We start from the raw sequence: 21057 nt of genomic DNA on the forward strand, positions 1-21057 counted from the left end.
GATCCGGGCCGGCCCCGCCGCAAAAGGCCGGCCTATCGCTCGGCGGCCCACAGGTCGAGCCTGCGCTCGGCCCGGCCGTGCCGCTCGGCGCGGAGGTCCACGAAGACGTCTCCCACCGGGATCAGCGTGCCGAAACCGTCATAGGCCGGCGCAGTCACATCGTTCTGCGTGACGAGCAGCAGGCGCTCGCCGCTTTCGGGCGTGTAGGGCAGAGCGATCTCATAGGTGTTGTCGAGGCCGCCGCCGGGGTCGAGCACCTCCGCCGGCAGCGGCGTGTCGCGCAGCTCCCACAGAAGGTGCGCCGCGATTTCCCGGTCATCGAGGAGGAGCGTGTCGTAGCCGCCCCCGGCAAAGGCGGCGGCGACGCCTTCGGCCGTCTCGTCCCAGCCGCGCAGGCGCTTGACGTCGTTCGAGCGGCCGAGGGCATCGGCCAGCGAGAAGTCCAGGAGCACGGCGGTGGCGAAGAGGCCGACAGCGGCATGGAGCGCGGCCGAGACCGCCAGCACCCAGGAAAGCCTCGCCCGGATCAGCCAGGCCGGCAGCAGGATCAGCGCAGCGGGATAGGCCGTCAGCGCCCAGTTGGCATGGGCCCGGGAGAGCAGCGCCTGAGCGCAGATCAGGATCAGCGGAGGCAGGACGAAGCCGATCAGCAGGGCGTCCGCGCTGCGCGCACCTCCCGGCGCCGGCCTTTTCAGCGGCCACAGCACCAGCCCCGCGAGCAGGGCGAGGAAGAGGAGCGGCCCGAGGACGCCGAACTGGTCTCCCACGAACTGACTCAGCTCTTCCCACTGAAGCCCGCCGCGCCAGTCGGCATTGTCCGCCGTATGTCCCACGGTCTGCAGGCCGTGGGAGAGGTTCCAGAGGATGTTGGGCGAGAAGAGGAGGAGGCCGATCCCGCCTGCCAGCAGTAGCGGGAGGACCCCCGCCCGCCGCGCCCTCGGGCCGAGCGCGGCAGCGAGCGCCAGGCCGACCGGCCAGTAGATCATCGCATATTTCGACAGGAGGCCGAGACCGAAGGCGAGCCCGAGGCCGAGGGCCCAGCGAAGCCGGAACGCCCCCGGCTCGGTCATCCTGACCAGCGCATAGAGCGCGGCGGACCAGAAAAAGAGGAGCGGCACGTCGGTCGACACGATCGTCGCGCCCAGCATCACCGCCGGCATCAGATGCCAGAGGACGAGCGTCCAGAAGGCGGCTCTCGCGGAATAGAGCGTGCGCGCGGCGCCGAAGAGGAACAGGCCCGCAGCGCCGATCAGGGCCGGAGAGAGGAGGCGGACCGACCATTCCTGGCTGCCGAAAAGCGCGGTCGGCAGCGCGATGATCCAGGCGATGACCGGCGGCTTGGAGTAGTAGCCCCAGTCGAGCGTTCGGCTCCAGAACCAGTACTGCGCCTCGTCCGGGCCGAGATCCGTCTCGTAGAGGAAGAGGAGAGCTGTGCGGGCGAGGGTGACCGCCAGGCTGGCCCAGAGCGCCGTGCGCAGCGGATGGGCGGTCAAAGCCGCTCTGGCTCTGTCTGCGCGGCTCATCGGGACCGCACCAGGACGAGGCGGACTTCGTCCCCGTTCGAATAGTTGAGGCCCGAAACGACGCCGATCTCCTCGTACTCCGTGCCCCGCGCCGCAGCGGCGAAGGCGGCGCGCTCCCGCTCCTCGACGACCGCCACGCGGCCGGCCTCCTCCGCGAGCCAGGCGGCGGCGCCGGCCGCGTCGGTCAGGCGCGTCTGCGTGCCCAAGAGGAAGACGGCCGAGGGTTCAGCATAGCCGGCGAGCGCGACGGGCTCAGCGCCGTCGAGGCGGGGGTGGACGTCCTGCGCATCGAGCAAGGCGGAAAGAGCGGGGCTGACCGCGAGCGCGTCGAGGCGGGGAAGGGTGTATTCGAACAATGCCCAGGAGAGGGCAGCCGAGCTGCCCGCCGCGGCGAGCACGGCCCGCCCGATATGGCCCCTGAGGCTCGCGACGGCGCTGGCGAGAAACGCCGCCGATATGATGACCGAAAGAAGAAGGGAGGTGACGGTGATCCCGCGCGGGGCATAGGTCTCGAGCAGCGCCAGCATGCCGCCGAGGGCTGCCAGGCCGATCAGGACGAACAAGGCCGCCCCGATCCAGCGCCACCGGCGCGGCGGCGCCTCCGCGCCTGCGGCCAGCGCGCCCACCAGGAGCGCCAGCGCCGGGTAGAGCGGCAGGGTGTAATGGGGCAGCTTGGTGCTCGACAGCTCGAAGACGAGCCAGGCCGGCAGGGCCCAGGCGAGGCAGAAGGCGATGCCGGGCGAGCCGAGGCCGCGGGCCGCGCGGGCGAGGGCGGCCGGCAGGAGCAAGGCCGCTGGCCAGAACAGGGCCCAGACCAGCAGGGCGTGATAGCCGAAGGGGCCGGCATGACTCTCCTGCGCCTCCCCGACCTTGCCGAGCATGTCCGTTCCGACCGCTTCGGCGAAGAAGCGGCCCTCGGTCGCGACGCCGATCGCGATGAACCACGGCAGGGCGATGAGAAGCAGGAGGGGAATGCCGAGAAGCGGGCGCAGGCGGGAAAGCCAGGCCAGGCCCTGCCCGCTGGCCCGGGACCATGCGGCGAGACCGAGAACGGTGAGCGCCGCGATCATCGGCGCGATGGGACCTTTGACCAGAACGCCCGCGCCGAGCGCTGTCCAGAATGCCAGGGCAGGCAGGATGGGCCTTTCTCCGGCCCGCGCGGTGAACAGCCGGGCGAGGGCCGCCTGCGCACCCGCCACGCAGGCCAGAAGCACCGCGTCGGTCTTGGCGATCGAGGCTTCGGCGGCAAGCAGCGGTGCGGATGCGAGGAGCAGGGCCGCATGGAGCGCCGGCCGCCGGCCGAACAATGCGCAGCCCGCAAGATAGGTGAAGAGACAGGCAAGTCCCGCCCCGATCAGGCTCGGCAGGCGATAGGCCCAGAGCGGCCGGTCCCCCACATCCGCCAGCGCCTCTACGCTTGCGGCCTGAAGCCAGTGGATGCCGACGGGCTTCTTGTTCCGCTCGGTCTCCTGATAGCGGATCGCGACATAGTCGCCCGTTTCGAGCATCTGCGTCGTCGCCTGGACGAAGCGGGCCTCGTCGCGGTCGAGCGGCGGCACGGAGAAGAGGCCGGAGGCGCCGACGAGCAGCGCGAAGGCGAACGCGATCAGCGCGCCGCGCAGCGATGGCGGTTCTCCGAGCTGCGCTGCATTCGCCGTCATGCCGACCCACCTTCTGCCGGTCGGGCTCGTAGCGAGGCGCCGTTCGCTTGGCGAGGGGGCTGCGGAGGTCTGGCGCGAAAGGCGGGAGCGTGCTTAGCGGCATGCCATGTCGACAGGCGTTCCCGCTCCCCTCTTTTCGCTTCCGCCGCCCGATGCGGACGCGCCGCATCTCAGCGTCGTCGTGCCCATGCACAACGAAGCCGGCAATGCCGGCCGGCTGGTGCGCGAGATCGCCGAGACGCTGTCGGGCCTGAAGATCGAGATCGTCGTGGTCGATGACGCATCCACCGATGCCACGGCCGATGAGCTGGCGGCGGCCAAGGCGGATGCGCCGCTGCGCGTCCTCCGCCATGGCCGGAATGCCGGGCAGAGCCGCGCGGTGCGCACGGGCATCCTCGCTGCCCGGGCGCCCGTCATCGCGACGCTGGACGGCGACGGCCAGAACCTGCCTTCGGACATTCCCGCGCTCTATGCGCGGCTGACGCGGGAAGGGGCCCCGCCGCTTCTGGCCATGGTGGCGGGCGAGCGGCAGGGGCGGCAGGATGCGCGCGCAAAGCTCGTGGCCTCGCGCTACGCCAACAATATCCGTAAGGGCCTGTTGCGGGACGATGCCCTCGACACCGGATGCGGGCTCAAGGTCTTCCGGCGGGAAGCCTTTCTCAGGCTTCCCTATTTCGACCATCTGCACCGCTACCTGCCCGCCCTGATGCGCCGGGAAGGCTTCACGGTCGAATTCTCTCCCGTCGCGCACAGGCCGCGCGTCGCGGGCGTGTCGAAATACACCAATCTGCAGCGCGGAGCGGTCGCCATACGCGACCTGATCGGCGTGACCTGGCTTCTGTCCCGCGCGCGCCAGCCGGAGACGATCGAAGAGGTCTGAGAACCACCTCAAGGCGAAAGAGGTTCTTGCTTTAGTTTTAGAGCCTTGAGGTCTTCTTCTTTCGCCCGCTTTCAGGCTTCATTTACGGTGCGTGGCGTAATCATGGCAGGTCCGCGGGCAGGCGGGTGTGACTCTGAGCGAGGGGTATCCCATGCAGGCGGTTGGGCCAGACACAGTCAAGCTCGCGCTCGAAGCAGCCGGTCAGGGCATGTTCGAGCACGATGCGAGCACGCGCGACCTTCGTTGGGCCGATCCGGCCGCCGTCGCCTCCGTCCTCGGGGTCGATGACGACGCTCCCACGAATGATTACGGCCTCTTCGCGGACCTCCTGGCGCCCGAGGACTGCGCCCGTCGCGAGGGCGCCGTGATGTCGGCGCGCGAGAGCGGCGGGTCCTATGCGATCGAATACGCGCTGCGCGGCGAGCGGGGCGTCCAGCGCTGGATCGAGGAACGCGGCAGCTGGATGCGCTTCGGGGACACCGAACGGCTGATCGGCGTGGTGCGCCGGATCGACGAGCAGAAGAAGCGCGAGGCGCAGCTGTCCTATCTCGCCTGCTATGACGATCTGACCGGCACGCTGAACCGCGCCCGCACGAAGGAAGAACTGCGCGACGCGCTCGATGCGGCGCGCGATGGCCGGCCGGCCGCCTATCTCCTCGTCGCCATCGACGACCTCGGCGCCCTCAATGCCGATTTCGGCTTCGACGTGGCCGATCAGGTCATCGTCGCCACCGCCCAGCGCCTCGCGGCGGTGATCGGCGAACAGGACCGCTGCGGCCGGGTCGCCGGCAGCAAGTTCGGCCTGATCGTCCACGATGCCGACGAGGCCCGCGTGCGGGCCTGCGCGACGGCCGTGCTGAACGCGCTGCGCGAGGATGTCGTGCCGACCAGCGCAGGCGGCGTCGCCGTGTCGGTCTGCGTCGGCGCAGCGCAGCTCGGGCCGAATGTCGACAATGCCGATGCCGCTCTGGCAATGGCCGAGGCGGCGCTCGACGAGGCGCGCCAGCTCGGGCCGTCGAGCTGGTCCCTGTTCAACGAGCGCACGGAGCTGACGACCGTCCGGCGCCGCAATACCGAGATGTCGGACGTCATCCTGACCGCGCTCAACGAGCGGCGCGTCTATCTCGCCTTCCAGCCCATCGTCCCGGACCTTCACGACCCGCACACGAAATACGAATGCCTGATCCGCATGGCCGGAGAGGGCGGCAAGGAAGTGCCGGCGCCCGCCTTCATTCCGGCCGCCGAGCGGCTGGGCCTCGTCCACCTGCTCGACCGGCGCGTGCTCGAGCTTGCGACGCAGACCCTGATGCGGGTGCCGGATATCTGCCTGAACGTGAACCTGTCCTGGGAGACGGTGAAGGACCCGCTCTGGGCCGAAGGCTATATCGCCCATTTGCGGGCGCACCGGCACCTCGCGGACCGCATCACGGTGGAGCTGACCGAGACGCAGGTGGTGGACACCATCGAATCCTCGATCGAATTCGTCTCCGAGATCAAGGCGATCGGCGCCAATTTCGCGATCGACGATTTCGGCGCGGGCTATACGAGCTTCCGCAATCTCAAGGCGCTCGACATCGACGTCCTCAAGATCGACGGCTCCTTCGTCAGCGGCGTGTCTTCGAGCCGGGAGAACCAGCTCTTCGTGCGCACCCTGCTCGACCTCGCCCGCAATTTCGGAATGAAGACCGTCGCCGAATGGGTCGACAACGAAGCCGACGCCATGCTCCTCAAGGGCCTCGGCGTCGATTACCTGCAGGGCTTCCATATCGGCAAGCCTGCGGCCCGGCCCGAATGGTGCGAGCCGACCGGACTGCGAACGCAGGCGGCCGGTTGAGCGGCCGGGCGAGGGGCTAGAGGGCGCGTATCCAGGCGCCTGCGCGCGCGATCGCGGCATCCGCCGCCGGGTAGCGGCCCGCGAAGAGCTGGATCAGGTGGAAGCCGTCGCGCACGCAAAGCTCGGTGAGAACTCCCGCCAGCGCCGCCGCGCGGGCAAGGCGCAGGCTGTCGTCCAGAAGCACTTCCCGCCTTCCCACATCGATATGCAGTGGCGGCAGCCGCGAGAGATCCTGGAGCAGCAGGGTCTGCTCTGGATCTTCGGGCCTGATGGCGGAAAAGGCGAGCCGGGCGAGGGCATCGTCCTGCCCCGCCTCGTTCATCGCATCCTGCGTGCTCTGCCGGCTCCGGCTCTCGGCGTAGTCACGAGCCGTGTTGGGAGAGAACAGGGCGAGGCCTCTCGCCTTGATCCCGCGCAGAGCGAGGCTGAGGGCGAGATGTCCGCCCGCGCTGTCGCCGGACAGCACGATCTCGCCGCCGAGGCTTTCGGCGATCGCGGCGGCCGCCTCGCGCTGCGCGGGCCAGAGCGCCTCCGGCGCGAGCGGATAGGCCGGCAGCACGAGTTCGGCCTGCGCCTCTTCTGCCAGTGCCGCTGCGAAGGCGAGATGGGTTCTCGGCGAGCCGAAGACGTAGCCGCCGCCATGCAGGTGGAGGACCTGCCGCCCCGTCGCCCGTTCCGGGGTGAGGACGATTGCGCGGTGACCGCCGATCTCGACGTCCTTTCGCGGCACGGCGCGCATCCGGCTTCCCGCTGCGGCAAGCGCTGCGAAGCCTTCCCGCATGGCGCCGGGATCGCCCTTTACGGGATGCGCCGCGATCAGCGCTTCGAGCTCTTCCTCGGTCATCGGCGCTGCCGCGCGACGAAGCGGGCATAGTCTGCGGGCGTGTCGATGCCGGGCGCGGCCGGCGGCACGATGGCGGCCGCGATCCTGTGCCCATGTTCCAGAATGCGCAGCTGTTCGAGGCTCTCGGTCCGCTCGAGCGGTGTCCGGGGCAGCCTCGCAAAGGCCTGGAGCGTTTCCGCCGAGAAGGCGTAGGAGCCGATATGCAGGAGCGGCGCCGCGCCCTCGCCGCGCGGGAAGGGCAGCCGGCTGCGCGAGAAATAGAGGGCGGATCGGAGGCCGTCTTCATCGGGTTCCGACAGAACGGCCTTCACCGTGTCGGGGTCGTCCGGATCGGCGTCTTGCGGAAAGGCGCTGACGAGTGTGCTGGCGAAGGCGGGGCGGGCACTCGCCTGCGCCCGCTCGTGGGTCTCGATCAGCGTCTCGATCGCGGCGGGTTCGAGTTCGGGCTCGTCGCCCTGCACGTTGACGATAATGCGCGCAGGAGTTCCCGCCGCCGCCTCGGCCACCCGGGCGCTGCCGGTGCTATGGCCGGGATCGGTCATCACTGCCGCCCCGCCAAAGCCAAGAACGGCGCGCTCGATGCGCGCATCATCCGTCGCGACGAGCACCGTCGCGCCGCGCACCCGCGCCGCAGCCTCGTAGACGTGCTGGATGAGCGGCTTTCCCGTCTCTGCGAGGAGCGGCTTGCCCGGCAGCCGGACGGAGGCATGGCGGGCCGGGATGACGATCAGCACGCTCAAGGCAGAACCTCGGCCCGCCGAGGCGCGGCGAAGCGCAGCAGGGCCCAGGCGCCGAGGCCCCCGCAGATCAGCCCTGCCGCATTGGCGGCAAGGTCCAGCGGATCGCCGCTGCGGACACCGCCCAGCGCCTGCAGGATCTCGATCCCGCCGCCATAGGCGAGAAGAACGAGGAGCGTGACGAGCAGCCCCGTCCGGGAACGGGCCCAGGCGAGAACGCCGACTAGGCCGAGCACGCCGTAGACGAAGCCGTGCGAGAGCTTGTCGCCATAAGCTTCCGTACCGAAGAGAAGGCGCGACAGGATCGCGCCGGGATCGACGCCGCCCGTCGCATCCGTCGGATTCGCCATCAGGCTGAGGGCAGCGATCCCGAGCGCGAGCACGACCGACAGGAGCCGCAGTGCGGCGGACAGGATGGCGGGCATGGTCAGGCTGCCGTTTCGCCTTCGGCCGGAACCGATTTCTGGGTGTCTTCCCACTCGATCGCGCTGCGCACGATCAGGTCGATATCGTCGAAGCGCGGCGCCCAGCCGAGCAGGGTGCGGATCTTGGCATCGTCCGCGATCAGCTGGGGCGGATCGCCCGGCCGCCGTGGCGCGATGACGGTGGGCAGCGGGCGGCCGGTCACCCGCTCCACCGCGGAAACCACCTCGCGCACCGAGACACCTTCGCCATAGCCGCAATTGAGAACCGCGGAGGGGCCGCCGCGCCGCAGATAGTCGAGCGCGGCCATATGCGCATCGGCCATGTCGGAGACGTGCAGGTAATCCCGGATCGGAGTGCCGTCGGGCGTTTCGTAATCGTCGCCGTAAATGCGCAGGGGCTCTGCCCTCGTGCCGACCGCGATCTGCGCGGCGGCCTTGATCAGGTGGCGCGGCTTCCCGGTCTCTCCGGCACGGCCCAGGGGGTCGGCCCCTGCGACGTTGAAATAGCGCAGCGTCGCCGTGGTGAAGCCAGCGGCGGCAGCCGTGTCGGAGACGATGCGCTCGGCCATGCCCATGGCCGCGCCATAAGGAGAGATCGGCCGCAGCGGCGTCTCTTCCTTGATCGGCATCCGGTCGGGGACGCCATAGACCGAGGCCGTCGAGGACAAGACGAAGCGCGCGACACCGGCCTGCGTTGCCGCGCGGGCCAGCAGCAGCACCTCCTGCAGGGTGTCCTCATATTCGTGCAAGGGATCGTCGAGCGAGCCGTTGACCTGGCCGGAGCCGGCGAAATGAACGATCTCCCGAACCTCCCGCGCGCGGAGGAGCGCGGTGAGCCCGTCGGTATCCAGCGCTGCGAGATCGTGGACCGGCATGTCGTCGAGCGCCGGCAGCGAAGCCGCGCCGGCATTAAGGGCGAGCGCGGGCTGCCCTCTGTCGCGCAGGGACAGCAGCATCTGCGTCCCCAGATATCCGGCAGCCCCTGTCACGGCCGTGGTCATGATCGCCTCGTGCCCTCGGAAACCCTACCCCCCCCGTAGAGGCATCGCGGCCATCCGCAAAGCCCGGCATGCAATTCCGCCCGAATCGGCGCTTGTTCCTCGACGTTGCCGCGCTGGTGCGGCAAACTGTCAACATGCTGAATGCAATGGGATCCGGGGCACGCCGCGATGACGCGGTTCTGGCGGCGATCGGGGACGTGCATGGCTGCGCGGACCTCCTGCGCCGGCTCATCGAGCGGGTCGAGGAGCGGTTCGCCGGCCGCCGCCTCCGCTTCGTGCTGCTCGGAGACTATGTCGACCGGGGACCGGACAGCCGCGGCGTGCTCGACGCGCTGCTCGCGCTCAGGGCGCGCCGCCCGGACAGCGTCTTCCTCAAGGGCAATCACGAGCAGGCCATGCTCGATTTCCTCGGTGCGGGAGAGGCCGCGGCCGCGTGGCTGCATTGGGGCGGAGAGGAGACGCTGGCGAGCTACGGCGTCTCCGCCGCGCCGCCGCTGGAGCCCGCCGAGCTGCAGATGCGGCTCGCAGAGGCTCTGCCGGACGTCCACTTCGCGCTCCTCATGGACCTGCCGCTCTTTCATCGAGAGGGGCGCTACCTCTTCGTGCATGCCGGCCTGAACCCCGAAAGACCGCTCGAGGAGCAGGAAGAGCGCGACCTGCTGTGGATCCGGGATGCGTTCTACCGCAAGGGCAAGAACCGCTTCGGCGATCTCGTGGTCGTGCACGGGCATACCCCGGTCCCCACGCCCGAGGACCTGTCCTGGCGGGTCAATGTCGATACCGGCGCGGTCTGGTCATCCCGGCTGAGCGCGCTCTGCCTCGATGGCGAAGAGCGGATCTTCCTTTCGACCTGAAGGGGCGTCAGCCCTCCCTTCGCAGGAAGCGGATCGCCGTGTCGCCGAAGAGGCGCTCGTCCTCGAGGACGAAGCCCGCCTCCTCCGGTGCGGCCTCGGCCCTGCCCTGCTCTGCGATGACCGGCGCGCCGGCTGCCAGCCAGTCGCCGTCGCGCAGGGATGCGAGGGCGGCGGGCAGGAGGTCCTGCCCGTAAGGCGGATCGAGAAAGGCGAGGGTGAAAGGCCCGCCCATGCCTGTCGGCCGCGTGCCGAGGCTGGTGGCGGAGCGGCGGTGCAGGCGGGTGATGCCGTTCAGGCCCAGCGTCTCGCAGTTCTCGCGGATCGCGCCGCGCGCGGCGGAGGCGGTCTCGACGAAGAGGCAGAACGCCCCGCCGCGGCTGATCGTTTCGATGCCGAGCGCGCCCGACCCCGCGAAGAGGTCGAGGACGCGCGCGCCTTCGAGCGCCACCCCCTCGCGATGGGCGAGGATGTTGAAGAGGGATTCGCGCGTGCGGTCGGTGGTCGGGCGCGTGGCCATGCCTTTCGGGGCTTTCAGGGGCCGCCCGCCGAACCTGCCGCCGACGACGCGCATCAGAGGCCGAGCTGCGCGGAGAGCTTCGCCCCGAGCTGCTCCTTCAGCTGCTTGCCCGGCACCTCCTCGACCGCGCCCTTTTCGAGGCCGCCGAGCTGGAAGGGGCCATAGGCCGTGCGGATCAGCCGGTTCACCGTCAGCCCCAGATGCCGCAGGATCGCGCGGACCTCGCGGTTCTTGCCCTCTGTGATCGACAGGGTGATCCAGACATTGCCGCCCTGGACCTGGTCGAGCTTGGCCGAGATCGGCCCGTAGCGGACCCCGTCGATCTCAACGCCGCCCGACAGCGCATCGAGCGCCTCCTGCCCGACCCGGCCGTAGGCCCGCGCCCGGTAGCGCCGCCGCCAGCCATTGGATGGCAGCTCGAGCGCGCGCGACAGGCCGCCATCATTGGTCAGGAGGAGCAGGCCTTCCGTCGTCAGGTCGAGGCGCCCGACCGAGAGGACGCGGCCGAGGCCCGGGGGCAGCGCGTCGAAGACGGTGGGGCGCCCCTGCGGATCCTTGTGCGTCGTCACCAGCCCGTCGGGCTTGTGATAGCGCCACAGCCGCGCGGGCGCCTTGCCGCCGACCCTGTCGCCGTCGAAGCGGATATCCTCCTCGCCGGTGACGAGGAAGGCGGGGCTGTCGAGGGTCTGGCCGTCGACCGTGATCCGCCGCTGCGCGATGAGGCGTTCGGCCTCGCGGCGGGAGGCGATGCCCGCCCGCGCGAGGAATTTCGCGATCCGTTCGCCCTTCGAAGGCGTATTCACGCCGTCGTGATCCTTCGTTGGAATGTCGTTCATTCCCCGTCGCTACGGCGGAGAAGGCGGAACGGCAAGCCTCGGCCTATCCTGCGAGGGCGTAAGGAGCGGAAATGCGCTTTTGCGTGTTAGGGTCGCGGCAAGTCGCTCGCGAGGGGCGATGAAAAGCAGTTGGGCAAAATCTCGAAAAGAGGGGATGAGGAGCTCAGGAATGAAGAAACTGATGATCGGTATCGCCGCGCTCGCGGCGCCTATGGCCCTGACCACGGCCTGCACGACGACGGACCCCTATACGGGCGAGCGCAAGATCAACAACACATCGAAAGGCGCGGGCATCGGCGCTGTCGCGGGCGGCGTCATCGGCGCCATCGCCGGCGATGACGAAGCGGCGCTGGCCGGCGCGGCGGCGGGCGCGGCGCTCGGCGGCGGCATCGGCGTCTATATGGACCGCCAGGAACAGGAGCTGCGGCGTGAGCTCGCTTCGACCGGCGTGCGCGTCCAGCGCGAGGGCGAGAACATCAACCTCATCATGCCGGGCAACATCACCTTCCCGACCGGGGAAGCCAGCGTGCGTCCCGAATTCTACGCCACCCTCGGCGGCGTGGCGCGCGTCCTCGAGAAATATGACAGGACCAACGTGCTGGTCGAAGGCCACACGGACGATGTCGGGTCCGATCAGTCGAACCTGAACCTGTCGATCGCGCGCGCCGAAAGCGTCGGCAATTATCTCGCCAATGAAGGCGTCGCCGTCTCCCGCATCCGGGCGCTCGGCTATGGCGAGACGCAGCCGATCGCGGCCAACACGACCGATCAAGGCCGGGCGCAGAACCGCCGGGTGGAGATCCAGCTGACGCCGATGACCGCCAGCTGAACTCCCTTTCGCGGCCATGACACAGGAAACGGCCCGGCGCCCTGCCGGGCCGTTTTCGTTTCAGCGGAAAGCAGGCGCCGCTGCGCCCCGCGATTGCGCCCGGCGGGCGCCGGGATACCCTTGAGGCAGGAGACGAGGGAGAGGAACGCGGGCGCCGAGGCCCGCTCTCAAGGGGAGAGACGATCATGCTTCGTGACACCACTGCCGCGCTTGGGGCTCTTGCTGCCGCGCTCGCCGCTCTGCCTGCCGCTGCGCAGGAGGACGTGCCGCTCATTCCGCGGGCCGATTTCTTCGGCAATCCCGAACGGGCGCAGGGGCGCCTGTCGCCGGGCGGGGACAGGGTCAGCTTCCTCGCCCCGCGCGAGGGGGTGATGAATGTCTGGGTCGCCGACGGCACCGATGTCGAGGCGGCGCGGCCCCTCACCGAGGACAGCGCTCGGGGTATCCAGTTCCACGGCTGGGCGCCGAACGGCGAGCAGCTTCTCTATCAGCGCGATACGGGCGGCGACGAGAATTACCACCTCTTCTTGGTCGATCCCGAAACGGGCGAGAGCGAGGACGTCACGCCGATCGAAGGCATCCGCGCCACCATCGTCGCCGGCTCCTATGAACGGCCGGACATGATGCTGATCGGCATCAATGACCGCGACCCGGCGCTCCACGATGTCTACGCCCTCGATCTTGCGACCGGCGAGCGCAGGCTGGTGCGGGAGAATGACGGCTATGCCGGCTTCCTTGCCGACGAGGAGCTGAACCTGCGCCTCGGCCTGCGCCAGACGCCGGGCGGCGGCTTCGACATCGTCACGCTGGGCGGAGAGGAGGCCGAGCCGCTGATGAGCCTGCCGCCGGAGGATGCGCTGGCGAGTTCGGCTCTTCAGTTCAACGATGCAGGCGACGGGTTCTACATGCTGGACACGCGCGGGCGCGACAAGGCGGCGCTGGTCCTGATCGATGCCGAGACCGGCGAGACGGAAGAGGTGATCGCGCAGTCGGACGAGGCGGATGTCTCGGACGTCCTCTTCCACCCGGATACGAACGAGCCGCTGGCCTATGCCGTCGAGAAGGAGCGCGTGCGCTGGACCGCGCTAGACGATGAGACCAAAGCGCGCCTGAACGCGCTCGACGCGGCGCTCGAAGGCGATTTCCAGATCGTCAGCCAGACCCGCGATAACGGGATGTGGATGGTCGCGGAAGACGCGCCCGAGGCGCCGGGCCGCTACTGGCTCTTCGACGGCGAGAGCGGCGAGGCATCGGAGCTGTTCACGACGCGCCCCGCGCTCGAGGACGCGCCGCTCCAGCCCATGCAGGCGGTCACGATCCCCTCGCGCGACGGGATGGAGCTGGTCTCCTATTACACATTGCCGCCGGGGACGGATGAAGACGGCGACGGGATGCCGGAGGAGGCGCAGCCGACCGTCCTCTGGGTTCATGGCGGCCCCTGGGCGCGGGACAGCTTCGGCTACAGCTCGATCCATCAGTGGCTCGCCAACAGGGGCTACGCCGTCCTGTCGGTGAACTATCGCGGCTCGACCGGCTTCGGGAAGGACTTCATCAACGCCTCGCACGGCGAATGGGCGGGCAAGATGCATGACGACCTGATCGATGCGGTGGAATGGGCCATCGACCAGGGCATCGCCCGCGAGGACCAGGTCGCCATCGGCGGCGGGTCCTATGGCGGCTATGCGACGCTGGTCGGCCTGACCTTCACGCCGGACGAGTTCGCCTGCGGCGTCGATATCGTGGGGCCGTCCAATCTCGTCACCCTGATCGAGAGCTTCCCGCCCTACTGGCAGCCCTTCCTCGACGCGACCTTCCACAGGGGTATCGGCGATCCGTCCACCGAGGAGGGTCGCAAGCAGGCGACCGAACGCTCGCCCCTGACGCGGGCGGACCGGATCGCGAAGCCGCTCCTGATCGGTCAGGGCGCGAACGATCCGCGGGTGACGGTGATCGAATCCGAGCAGATCGTCGACGCGATGCGGGAGAAGGACCTGCCCGTCACCTATGTCGTCTTTCCCGACGAAGGACACGGCTTCGCGCGGCCGGAGAACAGCCAGGCCTTCTTCGCGGTGATGGAGGGCTTCCTCGCCGACAACTGCCTTGGCGGGCGGGCCGAGGATCTGGGCAGCGCGCTTCAAGGGTCGAGCCTGACGGTGGAGTCGGGCGCCGAAGCCGTGCCGGGCCTTCAAGCGGCGCTCGAGGATTTCGAGCCGACAGTGGCCAATTGATGCGAAAAGGGCCGGACGGTCGCCCGTCCGGCCCTTTCCTCGTTCGGACAGCGTCCGGTCAGAACGCTTCGGCGGGCAGCGCCATCATCGTATCGGCGCCGGTCTTGAGCTTGGCGAGATGCGCCGTGGTCTCGGGCAGGACCCGCTCGAAGAAGTAGCGCGCCGTGATCAGCTTGTTGGCATAGAACGGATCGTCTTCGTCCTTATGCGCCTCGGCCTCCTTCGCCATCATCGCCCACATATAGCCGAGCGCGACCAGGCCGAAGAGGTGCAGGTAGTCGTGGCTCGCCGCGCCCGCATTGTCGAAGTTCGCCATGGCGTTCATGCCCATCCACTGGGTCGCCTCGACGAGCTCGGACTTGGCGGCGAGGAGCTTCTCGATATGCGCGTCGAGATCGTCGGAGGTGCCTTTGTTCTCTTCGCACCATGCGTCGATCTCGGCGAAGAAGGTCTGCCAGTAGCGGCCGCCCTCGGCCATCAGCTTGCGGCCGACGAGGTCGAGCGCCTGGATGCCGTTCGTCCCTTCGTAGATCATGGCGATGCGGACATCGCGCACGAACTGGCTCATGCCCCATTCCTCGCAATAGCCCGAGCCGCCGAAGACCTGCAGCGCGTCGTTCGCGCCCTGATGGCCCTTATGCGTCTGATAGGCTTTGATGATCGGGGTGAGGAGCGCCATGTAGTCCTTGGAGCGCTGGCGGTCGGTCTCGTCGGGCGCCTTGTGGACCATGTCCTCGTGCAGCGCCGCCCAATAGGTCAGGGCCCGCGCGCCTTCGGTGAAGGCGCGGGTGTCCATCAGCATGCGGCGTACATCGGGGTGCACGATGATCGGATCGGCCGGCTTGTCGGGCGCCTTCACGCCGGTGACCGAGCGGGACTGCAGGCGGTCGCGGGCGAACATGGCGGCGTTCTGCTGGGCGACCTCGGCCGCGGCGAGGCCCTGGAGGCCGACGCCCAGGCGCGCCTCGTTCATCATCACGAACATGGCGCGCATGCCCTTGTGCTCCTCGCCCACGAGGAAGCCGGTCGCCTCGTCATAGTTCATGACGCAGGTGGCATTGCCGTGAATGCCCATCTTCTCTTCGAGGCCGCCGCAGGACACGCCGTTGCGCTCGCCGACGGAGCCGTCCTCACCCACCATGAATTTCGGCACGATGAAGAGCGAGATGCCCTTGATCCCCTCGGGAGCGCCTTCGATCCGGGCCAGGACGAGATGGATGATGTTCTCGGACATGTCGTGCTCGCCGGCCGAGATCCAGATCTTCTGGCCCGAGATCTTGTAGGTCCCGTCGTCCTGCGGCACCGCCTTGGTGCGGATGAGGCCGAGATCCGTGCCGCATTGGGGCTCGGTCAGGTTCATCGTGCCGGTCCAGCGCCCCTCGGTCATGGGCGGCAGATAGGTGCGCTTCTGCTCGTCGGAGGCGTTCTGGTGGATGGCGTGCCAGGCGCCGGCGGAGAGCCCGGGATACATCGCGAAGGCCTGGTTGGCGGCCGAGGTCATCTCGTTGATCGCATAGGCGAGCGTGAGGGGCAGGCCCTGGCCGCCATATTCGGGATCCATCGCGATCGACTTGAAGCCGTTCTCGCAGAACTGCTGGTAGGCTTCCTTGAAGCCGGTCGGCGTCGTCACCGAGCCGTCCTCGTGCCGCGTGCAGCCTTCGAGGTCGCCCGTGCGGTTGAGCGGCGCGAGAACGTCGCGGTGCCATTTGGCCGCTTCTTCGAGGAAGGCGTCGATCACATCCGGCGTCGCCTCGCCGAAGCCGGGCAGGTTCGAGTAGTTCTGCAGCTTCAGGACGTCGTGCAGAAGGAACTGCATGTCTCGCGTGGGCGCTTCGTAGATCGGCATGAACGGTTCTCCGGCTTGCGGTCTCGCGCTCGGCGATACCGCGTTTTCAAACTTCGTGCCCCGCTCTAGCGCAGCCAGGCCCGCGGGCAAACAACGCGCATCGTCGCGCTGCGCGCGGGGCTGTTCGCCTGCCGTTAACAGAGCTTATGATTTTATTAACCCTGACTCTTCACTCTGCGTGGAAAGCAGCTTAACCCAATGAAGATTCAAGGGCTGAGCCTGGGGATAACTCGGGCGCCGCCGCGCGCGAATCGAAGGGGCACCATGAAGTCCAACGTACCGTGGAGCGTGAAGGGAATCGATCCGGAGGCGAGGGCGGTCGCCAAGAAGGCCGCGCGCGAGGCCGGCATGACCCTCGGCGAGTGGATGAACCGGACGATCCGCGAGGTCGGTGAGGGCGGCGAACGGGCCGCCGACGCGCCTGCTGCCGAAAGCGGCGCGCGGACCGGCGTCACCACCGATCAGCTGCGGGCGGTCGTGGACAGCCTGAACCGCCTCAATGAGCGTCTCAAGTCGACCGAAGAGGGGCTCAAGGATACCGAAGAAAAGTCCCGGCAGGTCGTGGGCGGCCTGAACCAGGGGCTCGAGACCGTCTTCGAGCGGATCAAGCGGCTGGAGCGGGAGCGGGCCGAAGGGGCCGATGCCGCGCTTGCCGGGCGCCTCGAGAAGCTCGAGCGCGGCGAGGGCGACAAGAGCCGGGTCGCGGGGCTCAAGGCGCTCGAAGGCGCCCTGACCCACATGGTCGAGGCGCTGGAGAACACCCGCACGGAAACGCTGGAGCGGGTCGCGCAGAACGAAGAGACGGTCGCGGCGCTCTCCGACAGGGTCGAGGTCCTCGACAGCCGCCTGACCGCCGGCTTTTCGGAAGTCTACGAAGCGATCGACGCGGTCGGCCTCAGGCTCGACAAGACCGAGGAAAGCGCGCGGGAGGTTCTCGCAGAGGCGCAGGAGGCCGCGAATTCGACCGATGCCGAATTCGTCGAGCGCACCTCGGCGCGCCTCCAGATCCTCGGAAACGAGATCAAGCGCTCGGGCGACCAGATCCGCAGCGTCGAGGACATGGTCTCCCGCCTGTCCGAGAAGATCGAGGCCGCCGAGCATCGCAGCGCGGAAGGGATCGGCGAAGTCGCAGCCTCCCTCGATGCGCTCCGCCACGCGGTCACCGGGCCGGAAGGCGCGCAGGTCTCTCTTGGCGGCAGCCTGGCGGAGGCCGCTCAGGAGGCGGAGAGGAAGGTCTCGGCGCTGCAGCGCTCCTATGAGAGCATGATGGCGCGCCTCGAGGGAAAGCCTGAGCCGGAGGGGGCGGTCGCGGCGACCTCTCCGGCCGATGGGGAAGAGTGGGACGATGAGCCCCGCCCCCTGCCGCTCGCCGCGGATTCCCTCGATGGCGACGTCGATCCGGGCGACGCCGAATTCGATGCGGTCTTCGGCTCGACCGAGCCGAGCCAGCCCTTGCGCGCCGAAGCCGATCCCCAGACGACGGCGCCGCTCGGCAATATGCCCGAGGACGATGCCGGGCGCAGCAGCCTCGACAAGCTGACCCCGCAGCAGAAGGTTCTGCTGGCGGCCAAGGTCCGCCAGAAGCGGCTTCAGGCCGAGCGGGATGGCGGAACCGGCGGCGGCGAGGCGGCGGCTGCGCCAGCGGCCGTGGATGAGCCCGCCCGTGCGGCGCAGCTCGAGATGGGCGAGAGCCTTCCCGAGATCGAAGAGGGCGAGGAGCGCTCGGCGCTGCGGGACCGGCCCGACGCCGCGCCCGCCCGGAACCGCCGGATCGGCGGCGCCACCATCGCCCTGGCCGGCGCGCTTCTCCTCGGCGTGGCCGCGGCCGGCGCGGTCTTCTTCGGCGACTTCCGCGGCGCACCGGTCTCAGAGCCCGCAGAGGCGGTGCCTGCCGCCTCCCGCAACGGCACGCCCGGCGCGCCGGCGCCCGCCCCGATCGAGGCGCCCGCCGCTGTCGATGCCGCCGCCCTCTACCGCGAAGGGCTCCGCCAGCAGGCCGCCGCGACCAATGACCAGGAAGCCGCCGAGGCTCTGGCCCTGATCCGCGAGGCCGCGGCAGAGAACTACGTTCCGGCCTGGTACGAGGTGGGCAATGCCTATTTCAACGGGCTCGGCGTGCCCACCGACCTGTCGCGCGCCAAGCGCTGGTTCCAGGACGCCGCTCTGTCGGGCAATGTGAAGGCGATGCACCGCCTCGGCACCATCGCCATACAGGATCCCGCAGGCGGCCAGAACATGACGGCCGCGCTCGACTGGTTCGACCGGGCGGCGAGCTATGGCGTCGTCGATTCCATGTACAATCTGGGCTATCTCTACGATCCGGCCTCGCCCGGAAACCCTCTGCCGACGGAAGAACGCGATGCGGCCCGCTCCTATTACTGGTACGCGCTCGCGGGCAGCCAGGGCGATGCGCCCGCTCAGCAGGATGCCCAGGCGGTGGCCGCGCGGCTGACGCCCGAAAAGGTCGCCGAGATCGATGCGGAAGTGGCGGCCTGGGAACGGCTCGCGATGAATTCCGCCACCAATGACGGCACGCAGATCAACAACTGACGGGCCGTCAGCCCTTCTCGAAGATCACGGCGAGATTGTTCGCCGGCATTTCGGACACCGCTTCGAGCGCCAACCCGAATTGCGCGGCGAGCGGCTGGATGTGATCGTCGAGATCCCGAACGCCCCAGGCGGGGTCGCGTGACCGGAGGGACTCCGAAAAGCGCGCATTGCTCGGCGCCATGGCCCCGCGCCGCGAGAACGGTCCGTATAGGAACAGCCGGCTGCCCGGACGCAGGAGCGCGCCAGCGCCTCTGAACAGTCCCTCCGCCGCGCTGCGCGGCGCGATGTGGATCATGTTGATGCAGACGATGCCCTCTGGCGCGGCGGGAACGGCCTGCCACCAGCCCGGCGCCGTCACGTCGAGTTCGAGCGGCGGCGCCACCCGCTCCCCGCCTCCGCGATCCGCCCAGGCGGCGATGCTCCGCAAGGATGCGGGATCGATGTCGGAGGGCTGCCAGCGAAGCGCGGGAAAGGCGGTGCACAGGGCGGCCGCATGCTGCCCGGTTCCCGATGCGATTTCGAGAACCAGACCCTCCACAGGCATCGTCCGTTCATAGACGGCGCGGATCGGCTCGCTGTTGCGCGCGACTGACGGGCTATGAAGCCTGTCGGCCTCTCTCGACCGCTCCTCGAGCGCGACGGGTGTCTCGTCCGGTCCCATGAAGCCCCTTTTTTCCGCGTTGACAGAGAGCCGCCGCCAAGCGCAATCTCCGCGTCGGCGCTGCGGGTATGATGTAGTGGTAGCCTGTCAGCTTCCCAAGCTGAACGCGCGAGTTCGATTCTCGCTACCCGCTCCACTCGCCGCGTCGCGACATCCCGCAGAGGCCGGGTGAGCGGCTCGGCCGCCTACCCGCTTCCTTCAGAAGATCATTCTTTCCGCTCGCGCGATGCGCCGGTCTTCGCGGTCGTAGCTTCCGAAGCTCCTGAAGCGCTGTACGTCCTGGAGGCGGAAGGCCGGTCCCTCCGGCAGGCGCAGGCGGAAGAAATCGGCCCTGTCGACATCGCGGAGCCAGAAGGCCGGCCGGGGGTCGGCATTGGCGAGCGCGACCTCGATATTCGACATCTCCACGTTCCGCGCGTCGCGGATATAGAAGCCGGTGGCGGGGAGGTCGCCGAACATGTTCGGCTCGGGATAGCCGAGTTCCTCGAGCGGGGGCTGGCGCTCGGCCAGCTTTGCGGGGGCGCCGCCTTCTTGGTGAAGGTAGACATCGGCGATCTTCACGTCCTCGACCGGGTGGCCGGGAATGCCTGCGATGATCGAGGGAAGGACGGCGACCGAATTGTAGCTCGTCACATTGCTGATCAGGACGCGCCGCAGCTTGGCGATCGTGGCGTCCTTGGGGCCCCGCATCCTGCGTCCGAGCCGGAGGAAGAAGGGCGAGCTGAAATTGTTCCGCATGGTGCAGTTGGCGATGGTGACGTCCTCCAGGTCGCCGCCATCCACCGTTTCGAGCGCGAAGCCCTGGCTGTCCTCGAAGACGCAGCCGGTGATGGTGATGTTCTTGAAGCCGCCATTGCTCTCCGTGCCGAACTTGATCCGTCCGTGGACCTGCGGAGCGAAGGAGGCCGGCATCTTCCGCCAGGTGCCGTCGAGAACGGAGCCGATCTCGTAATTGCCGGTCACGTAGCAGCCGGTGATCGTCACGTTCTCGCAGGGGCGGGCATGGCCGAGAGCGTAGGAGCTCTTGAGGCAGATGCCGTCATCCCAGGGCGAATTGACGGTGCAGTCGGTGACGCGGACATTGCGGCAGGCATCGATGTCGAAGCCGTCGCGGGTCGTGTCGACGATCAGGTTGTGGATCGTCAGCGTGTCCACGCCCGTCGCGAGCAGGGCGAACCAGCCGCCCCTGTAGACGCGGAAGTCGCGCAGCAGGACGTTGCGGCATTCCTTGAAGGCGATGGCCTTGTTGCCCGTCCCCGGGTGGTGGAGGTCGTCCATATAGCCGTAGGAGCCGTCGCCCCGGGAGAGGTTCGTTCCGTCGATGAGGCCCGGCCCGGTGATCGCGATGTCGTGGAGGCCTTCACCCCAGACCAGGCTGTTCCGGAAATGCGAGTGGCCGAAATCCTGATAGCCGCTGATCGCCGGATCGATCGGTTCGGGATGGTCGTAGCCGCGCCCGCCCGGCTCGGGATTGGGCGCGGCGAGGAGGACCGCTCCCTGGCCCAGATGCAGGGTGACATTGCTCTTGAGGCGGACCGTATAGCAGGCATAGCGCCCGGCCGGGAACACGACCGTGCCCCCGCCCATGGCGGCGCAATGGTCGATGGCCCTGTTCACGGCGGGCGTGTCGATGGTCGTGCCGTCGCCGACGGCGCCGAAATGGCGCACGTCGACGCTAGCTTCGGGGGCGTCTCCTTCGCCAGGGCGCGAAGGCTGCGCGCCGAGCGCCCGGCCCGCGCCCGTGGCGGCGAGGCCCATGCCCCCGGCGAGCAGCATCTTTCGTCTGTCGATCATTCTCGGTCTCCCTCGTGGCGCAGGATAACGGGTGCGG

Annotated in this window: 17 protein-coding genes and 1 tRNA gene; 7 read left to right on the forward strand and 11 right to left on the reverse strand. The window is 68.8% G+C overall.

Going from position 1 to position 21057, the window contains the following annotated elements; all coding sequences use genetic code 11:
• Positions 1 to 32: 32 nt before the first annotated feature.
• Positions 33 to 1523: a glycosyltransferase family 39 protein gene (locus IE88_RS0112200; protein WP_081871648.1), complete on the reverse strand. Its 1491-nt coding sequence runs from the start codon at positions 1521 to 1523 to the stop codon at positions 33 to 35.
• Positions 1520 to 3184: a glycosyltransferase family 39 protein gene (locus IE88_RS0112205; protein ID WP_081871649.1), complete on the reverse strand. Its 1665-nt coding sequence runs from the start codon at positions 3182 to 3184 to the stop codon at positions 1520 to 1522. The genes IE88_RS0112200 and IE88_RS0112205 overlap by 4 nt, the downstream gene beginning before the upstream one ends.
• 106 nt (positions 3185 to 3290) lie before the next feature.
• Here IE88_RS0112205 and IE88_RS0112210 point away from each other — a divergent pair, with 106 nt between their 5' ends.
• Both IE88_RS0112210 and IE88_RS0112215 read left to right on the forward strand, forming a co-directional pair.
• The gene (locus tag IE88_RS0112210) at positions 3291 to 4064 is read left to right on the forward strand and encodes a glycosyltransferase family 2 protein (protein WP_051882091.1); all 774 of its coding nucleotides are present in this window, start codon (positions 3291 to 3293) and stop codon (positions 4062 to 4064) included.
• A 151-nt stretch (positions 4065 to 4215) separates the two neighbouring features.
• A complete protein-coding gene (locus IE88_RS0112215) occupies positions 4216 to 5898 on the forward strand; it encodes a GGDEF domain-containing phosphodiesterase (RefSeq protein WP_051882093.1) in 1683 nt (560 codons plus the stop codon).
• A 16-nt stretch (positions 5899 to 5914) separates the two neighbouring features.
• On the opposite strand, the gene IE88_RS0112220 is transcribed toward IE88_RS0112215, so the two are convergent.
• Genes IE88_RS0112220 through galE form a run of 4 tightly spaced genes read right to left on the reverse strand, consistent with a single transcriptional unit; the run spans position 5915 to position 8905 of the window.
• Complete coding sequence (locus tag IE88_RS0112220; protein WP_051882095.1) at positions 5915 to 6742, reverse strand: alpha/beta hydrolase fold domain-containing protein; 828 nt, start codon at positions 6740 to 6742, stop codon at positions 5915 to 5917.
• Positions 6739 to 7476: a 3-deoxy-manno-octulosonate cytidylyltransferase gene (locus IE88_RS0112225; protein WP_238319309.1), complete on the reverse strand. Its 738-nt coding sequence runs from the start codon at positions 7474 to 7476 to the stop codon at positions 6739 to 6741. The genes IE88_RS0112220 and IE88_RS0112225 overlap by 4 nt, the downstream gene beginning before the upstream one ends.
• A 2-nt stretch (positions 7477 to 7478) precedes the next feature.
• Entirely contained in the window at positions 7479 to 7904 is a 426-nt protein-coding gene (locus tag IE88_RS17465) for a VanZ family protein (protein WP_051882097.1), read from the reverse strand.
• Between the two features lie 2 nt (positions 7905 to 7906).
• Positions 7907 to 8905 carry a UDP-glucose 4-epimerase GalE gene (gene galE, locus IE88_RS0112235; protein ID WP_031554874.1) on the reverse strand — a complete coding sequence of 333 codons (999 nt, stop codon included), beginning with the start codon at positions 8903 to 8905 and terminating at the stop codon, positions 7907 to 7909.
• Positions 8906 to 9039: 134 nt separating this feature from the next.
• Here galE and IE88_RS0112240 point away from each other — a divergent pair, with 134 nt between their 5' ends.
• On the forward strand, positions 9040 to 9759 hold the full coding sequence (locus IE88_RS0112240; protein ID WP_156032586.1) for a metallophosphoesterase family protein: 720 nt from the start codon (positions 9040 to 9042) through the stop codon (positions 9757 to 9759).
• Between the two features lie 7 nt (positions 9760 to 9766).
• On the opposite strand, the gene rsmD is transcribed toward IE88_RS0112240, so the two are convergent.
• Positions 9767 to 10330, reverse strand: a complete 564-nt coding sequence (gene rsmD, locus IE88_RS0112245; protein ID WP_031554877.1) for a 16S rRNA (guanine(966)-N(2))-methyltransferase RsmD — start codon at positions 10328 to 10330, stop codon at positions 9767 to 9769.
• Positions 10330 to 11112: a pseudouridine synthase gene (locus IE88_RS0112250; protein WP_031554878.1), complete on the reverse strand. Its 783-nt coding sequence runs from the start codon at positions 11110 to 11112 to the stop codon at positions 10330 to 10332. Before IE88_RS0112250 ends, rsmD begins: the two co-directional genes overlap by 1 nt.
• Before the next feature lie 169 nt (positions 11113 to 11281).
• Between IE88_RS0112250 and IE88_RS0112255 the strand changes: the two genes are divergently transcribed.
• Both IE88_RS0112255 and IE88_RS0112260 read left to right on the forward strand, forming a co-directional pair.
• A complete protein-coding gene (locus tag IE88_RS0112255) occupies positions 11282 to 11941 on the forward strand; it encodes a YiaD family glycine zipper/OmpA-like lipoprotein (protein WP_031554879.1) in 660 nt (219 codons plus the stop codon).
• Between the two features lie 185 nt (positions 11942 to 12126).
• Positions 12127 to 14169, forward strand: a complete 2043-nt coding sequence (locus IE88_RS0112260; RefSeq protein ID WP_036767179.1) for a S9 family peptidase — start codon at positions 12127 to 12129, stop codon at positions 14167 to 14169.
• Positions 14170 to 14227: 58 nt separating this feature from the next.
• On the opposite strand, the gene IE88_RS0112265 is transcribed toward IE88_RS0112260, so the two are convergent.
• Entirely contained in the window at positions 14228 to 16015 is a 1788-nt protein-coding gene (locus IE88_RS0112265; protein WP_031554882.1) for an acyl-CoA dehydrogenase C-terminal domain-containing protein, read from the reverse strand.
• A gap of 264 nt (positions 16016 to 16279) precedes the next feature.
• Between IE88_RS0112265 and IE88_RS0112270 the strand changes: the two genes are divergently transcribed.
• Positions 16280 to 18565, forward strand: a complete 2286-nt coding sequence (locus IE88_RS0112270) for a tetratricopeptide repeat protein (RefSeq protein WP_156032587.1) — start codon at positions 16280 to 16282, stop codon at positions 18563 to 18565.
• A 7-nt stretch (positions 18566 to 18572) separates the two neighbouring features.
• Here the strand turns inward: IE88_RS0112270 and IE88_RS0112275 are convergent, their stop codons facing one another.
• Positions 18573 to 19226 (reverse strand): DUF938 domain-containing protein, encoded by a 654-nt coding sequence (locus tag IE88_RS0112275; protein ID WP_031554886.1) that lies wholly within the window; start codon positions 19224 to 19226, stop codon positions 18573 to 18575.
• A 62-nt stretch (positions 19227 to 19288) separates the two neighbouring features.
• Between IE88_RS0112275 and IE88_RS0112280 the strand changes: the two genes are divergently transcribed.
• Positions 19289 to 19362 (forward strand) — tRNA-Gly (locus tag IE88_RS0112280).
• Positions 19363 to 19424: 62 nt separating this feature from the next.
• Here the strand turns inward: IE88_RS0112280 and IE88_RS0112285 are convergent.
• Positions 19425 to 21020, reverse strand: coding sequence for a rhamnogalacturonidase (locus IE88_RS0112285; protein WP_031554888.1), 1596 nt, complete (start codon positions 21018 to 21020; stop codon positions 19425 to 19427).
• Positions 21021 to 21057 lie beyond the last annotated feature (37 nt).

The organism is Parvularcula oceani (assembly GCF_000733125.1).
In the GTDB taxonomy this organism is placed as follows: Bacteria; Pseudomonadota; Alphaproteobacteria; order Caulobacterales; family Parvularculaceae; genus Parvularcula; species Parvularcula oceani.

Coding starts and splice junctions, on each gene's coding strand:
- IE88_RS0112200 (WP_081871648.1), bottom strand. CDS start 1,523: ATGAGCCGCGCAGACAGAGCCAGAGCGGCTTTGACCGCCCATCCGCTG.
- IE88_RS0112205 (WP_081871649.1), bottom strand. CDS start 3,184: ATGACGGCGAATGCAGCGCAGCTCGGAGAACCGCCATCGCTGCGCGGC.
- IE88_RS0112210 (WP_051882091.1), top strand. CDS start 3,291: ATGTCGACAGGCGTTCCCGCTCCCCTCTTTTCGCTTCCGCCGCCCGAT.
- IE88_RS0112215 (WP_051882093.1), top strand. CDS start 4,216: ATGCAGGCGGTTGGGCCAGACACAGTCAAGCTCGCGCTCGAAGCAGCC.
- IE88_RS0112220 (WP_051882095.1), bottom strand. CDS start 6,742: ATGACCGAGGAAGAGCTCGAAGCGCTGATCGCGGCGCATCCCGTAAAG.
- IE88_RS17465 (WP_051882097.1), bottom strand. CDS start 7,904: ATGCCCGCCATCCTGTCCGCCGCACTGCGGCTCCTGTCGGTCGTGCTC.
- galE (WP_031554874.1), bottom strand. CDS start 8,905: ATGACCACGGCCGTGACAGGGGCTGCCGGATATCTGGGGACGCAGATG.
- IE88_RS0112240 (WP_156032586.1), top strand. CDS start 9,040: ATGCTGAATGCAATGGGATCCGGGGCACGCCGCGATGACGCGGTTCTG.
- rsmD (WP_031554877.1), bottom strand. CDS start 10,330: ATGCGCGTCGTCGGCGGCAGGTTCGGCGGGCGGCCCCTGAAAGCCCCG.
- IE88_RS0112250 (WP_031554878.1), bottom strand. CDS start 11,112: ATGAACGACATTCCAACGAAGGATCACGACGGCGTGAATACGCCTTCG.
- IE88_RS0112255 (WP_031554879.1), top strand. CDS start 11,282: ATGAAGAAACTGATGATCGGTATCGCCGCGCTCGCGGCGCCTATGGCC.
- IE88_RS0112260 (WP_036767179.1), top strand. CDS start 12,127: ATGCTTCGTGACACCACTGCCGCGCTTGGGGCTCTTGCTGCCGCGCTC.
- IE88_RS0112265 (WP_031554882.1), bottom strand. CDS start 16,015: ATGCCGATCTACGAAGCGCCCACGCGAGACATGCAGTTCCTTCTGCAC.
- IE88_RS0112270 (WP_156032587.1), top strand. CDS start 16,280: ATGAAGTCCAACGTACCGTGGAGCGTGAAGGGAATCGATCCGGAGGCG.
- IE88_RS0112275 (WP_031554886.1), bottom strand. CDS start 19,226: ATGGGACCGGACGAGACACCCGTCGCGCTCGAGGAGCGGTCGAGAGAG.
- IE88_RS0112285 (WP_031554888.1), bottom strand. CDS start 21,020: ATGATCGACAGACGAAAGATGCTGCTCGCCGGGGGCATGGGCCTCGCC.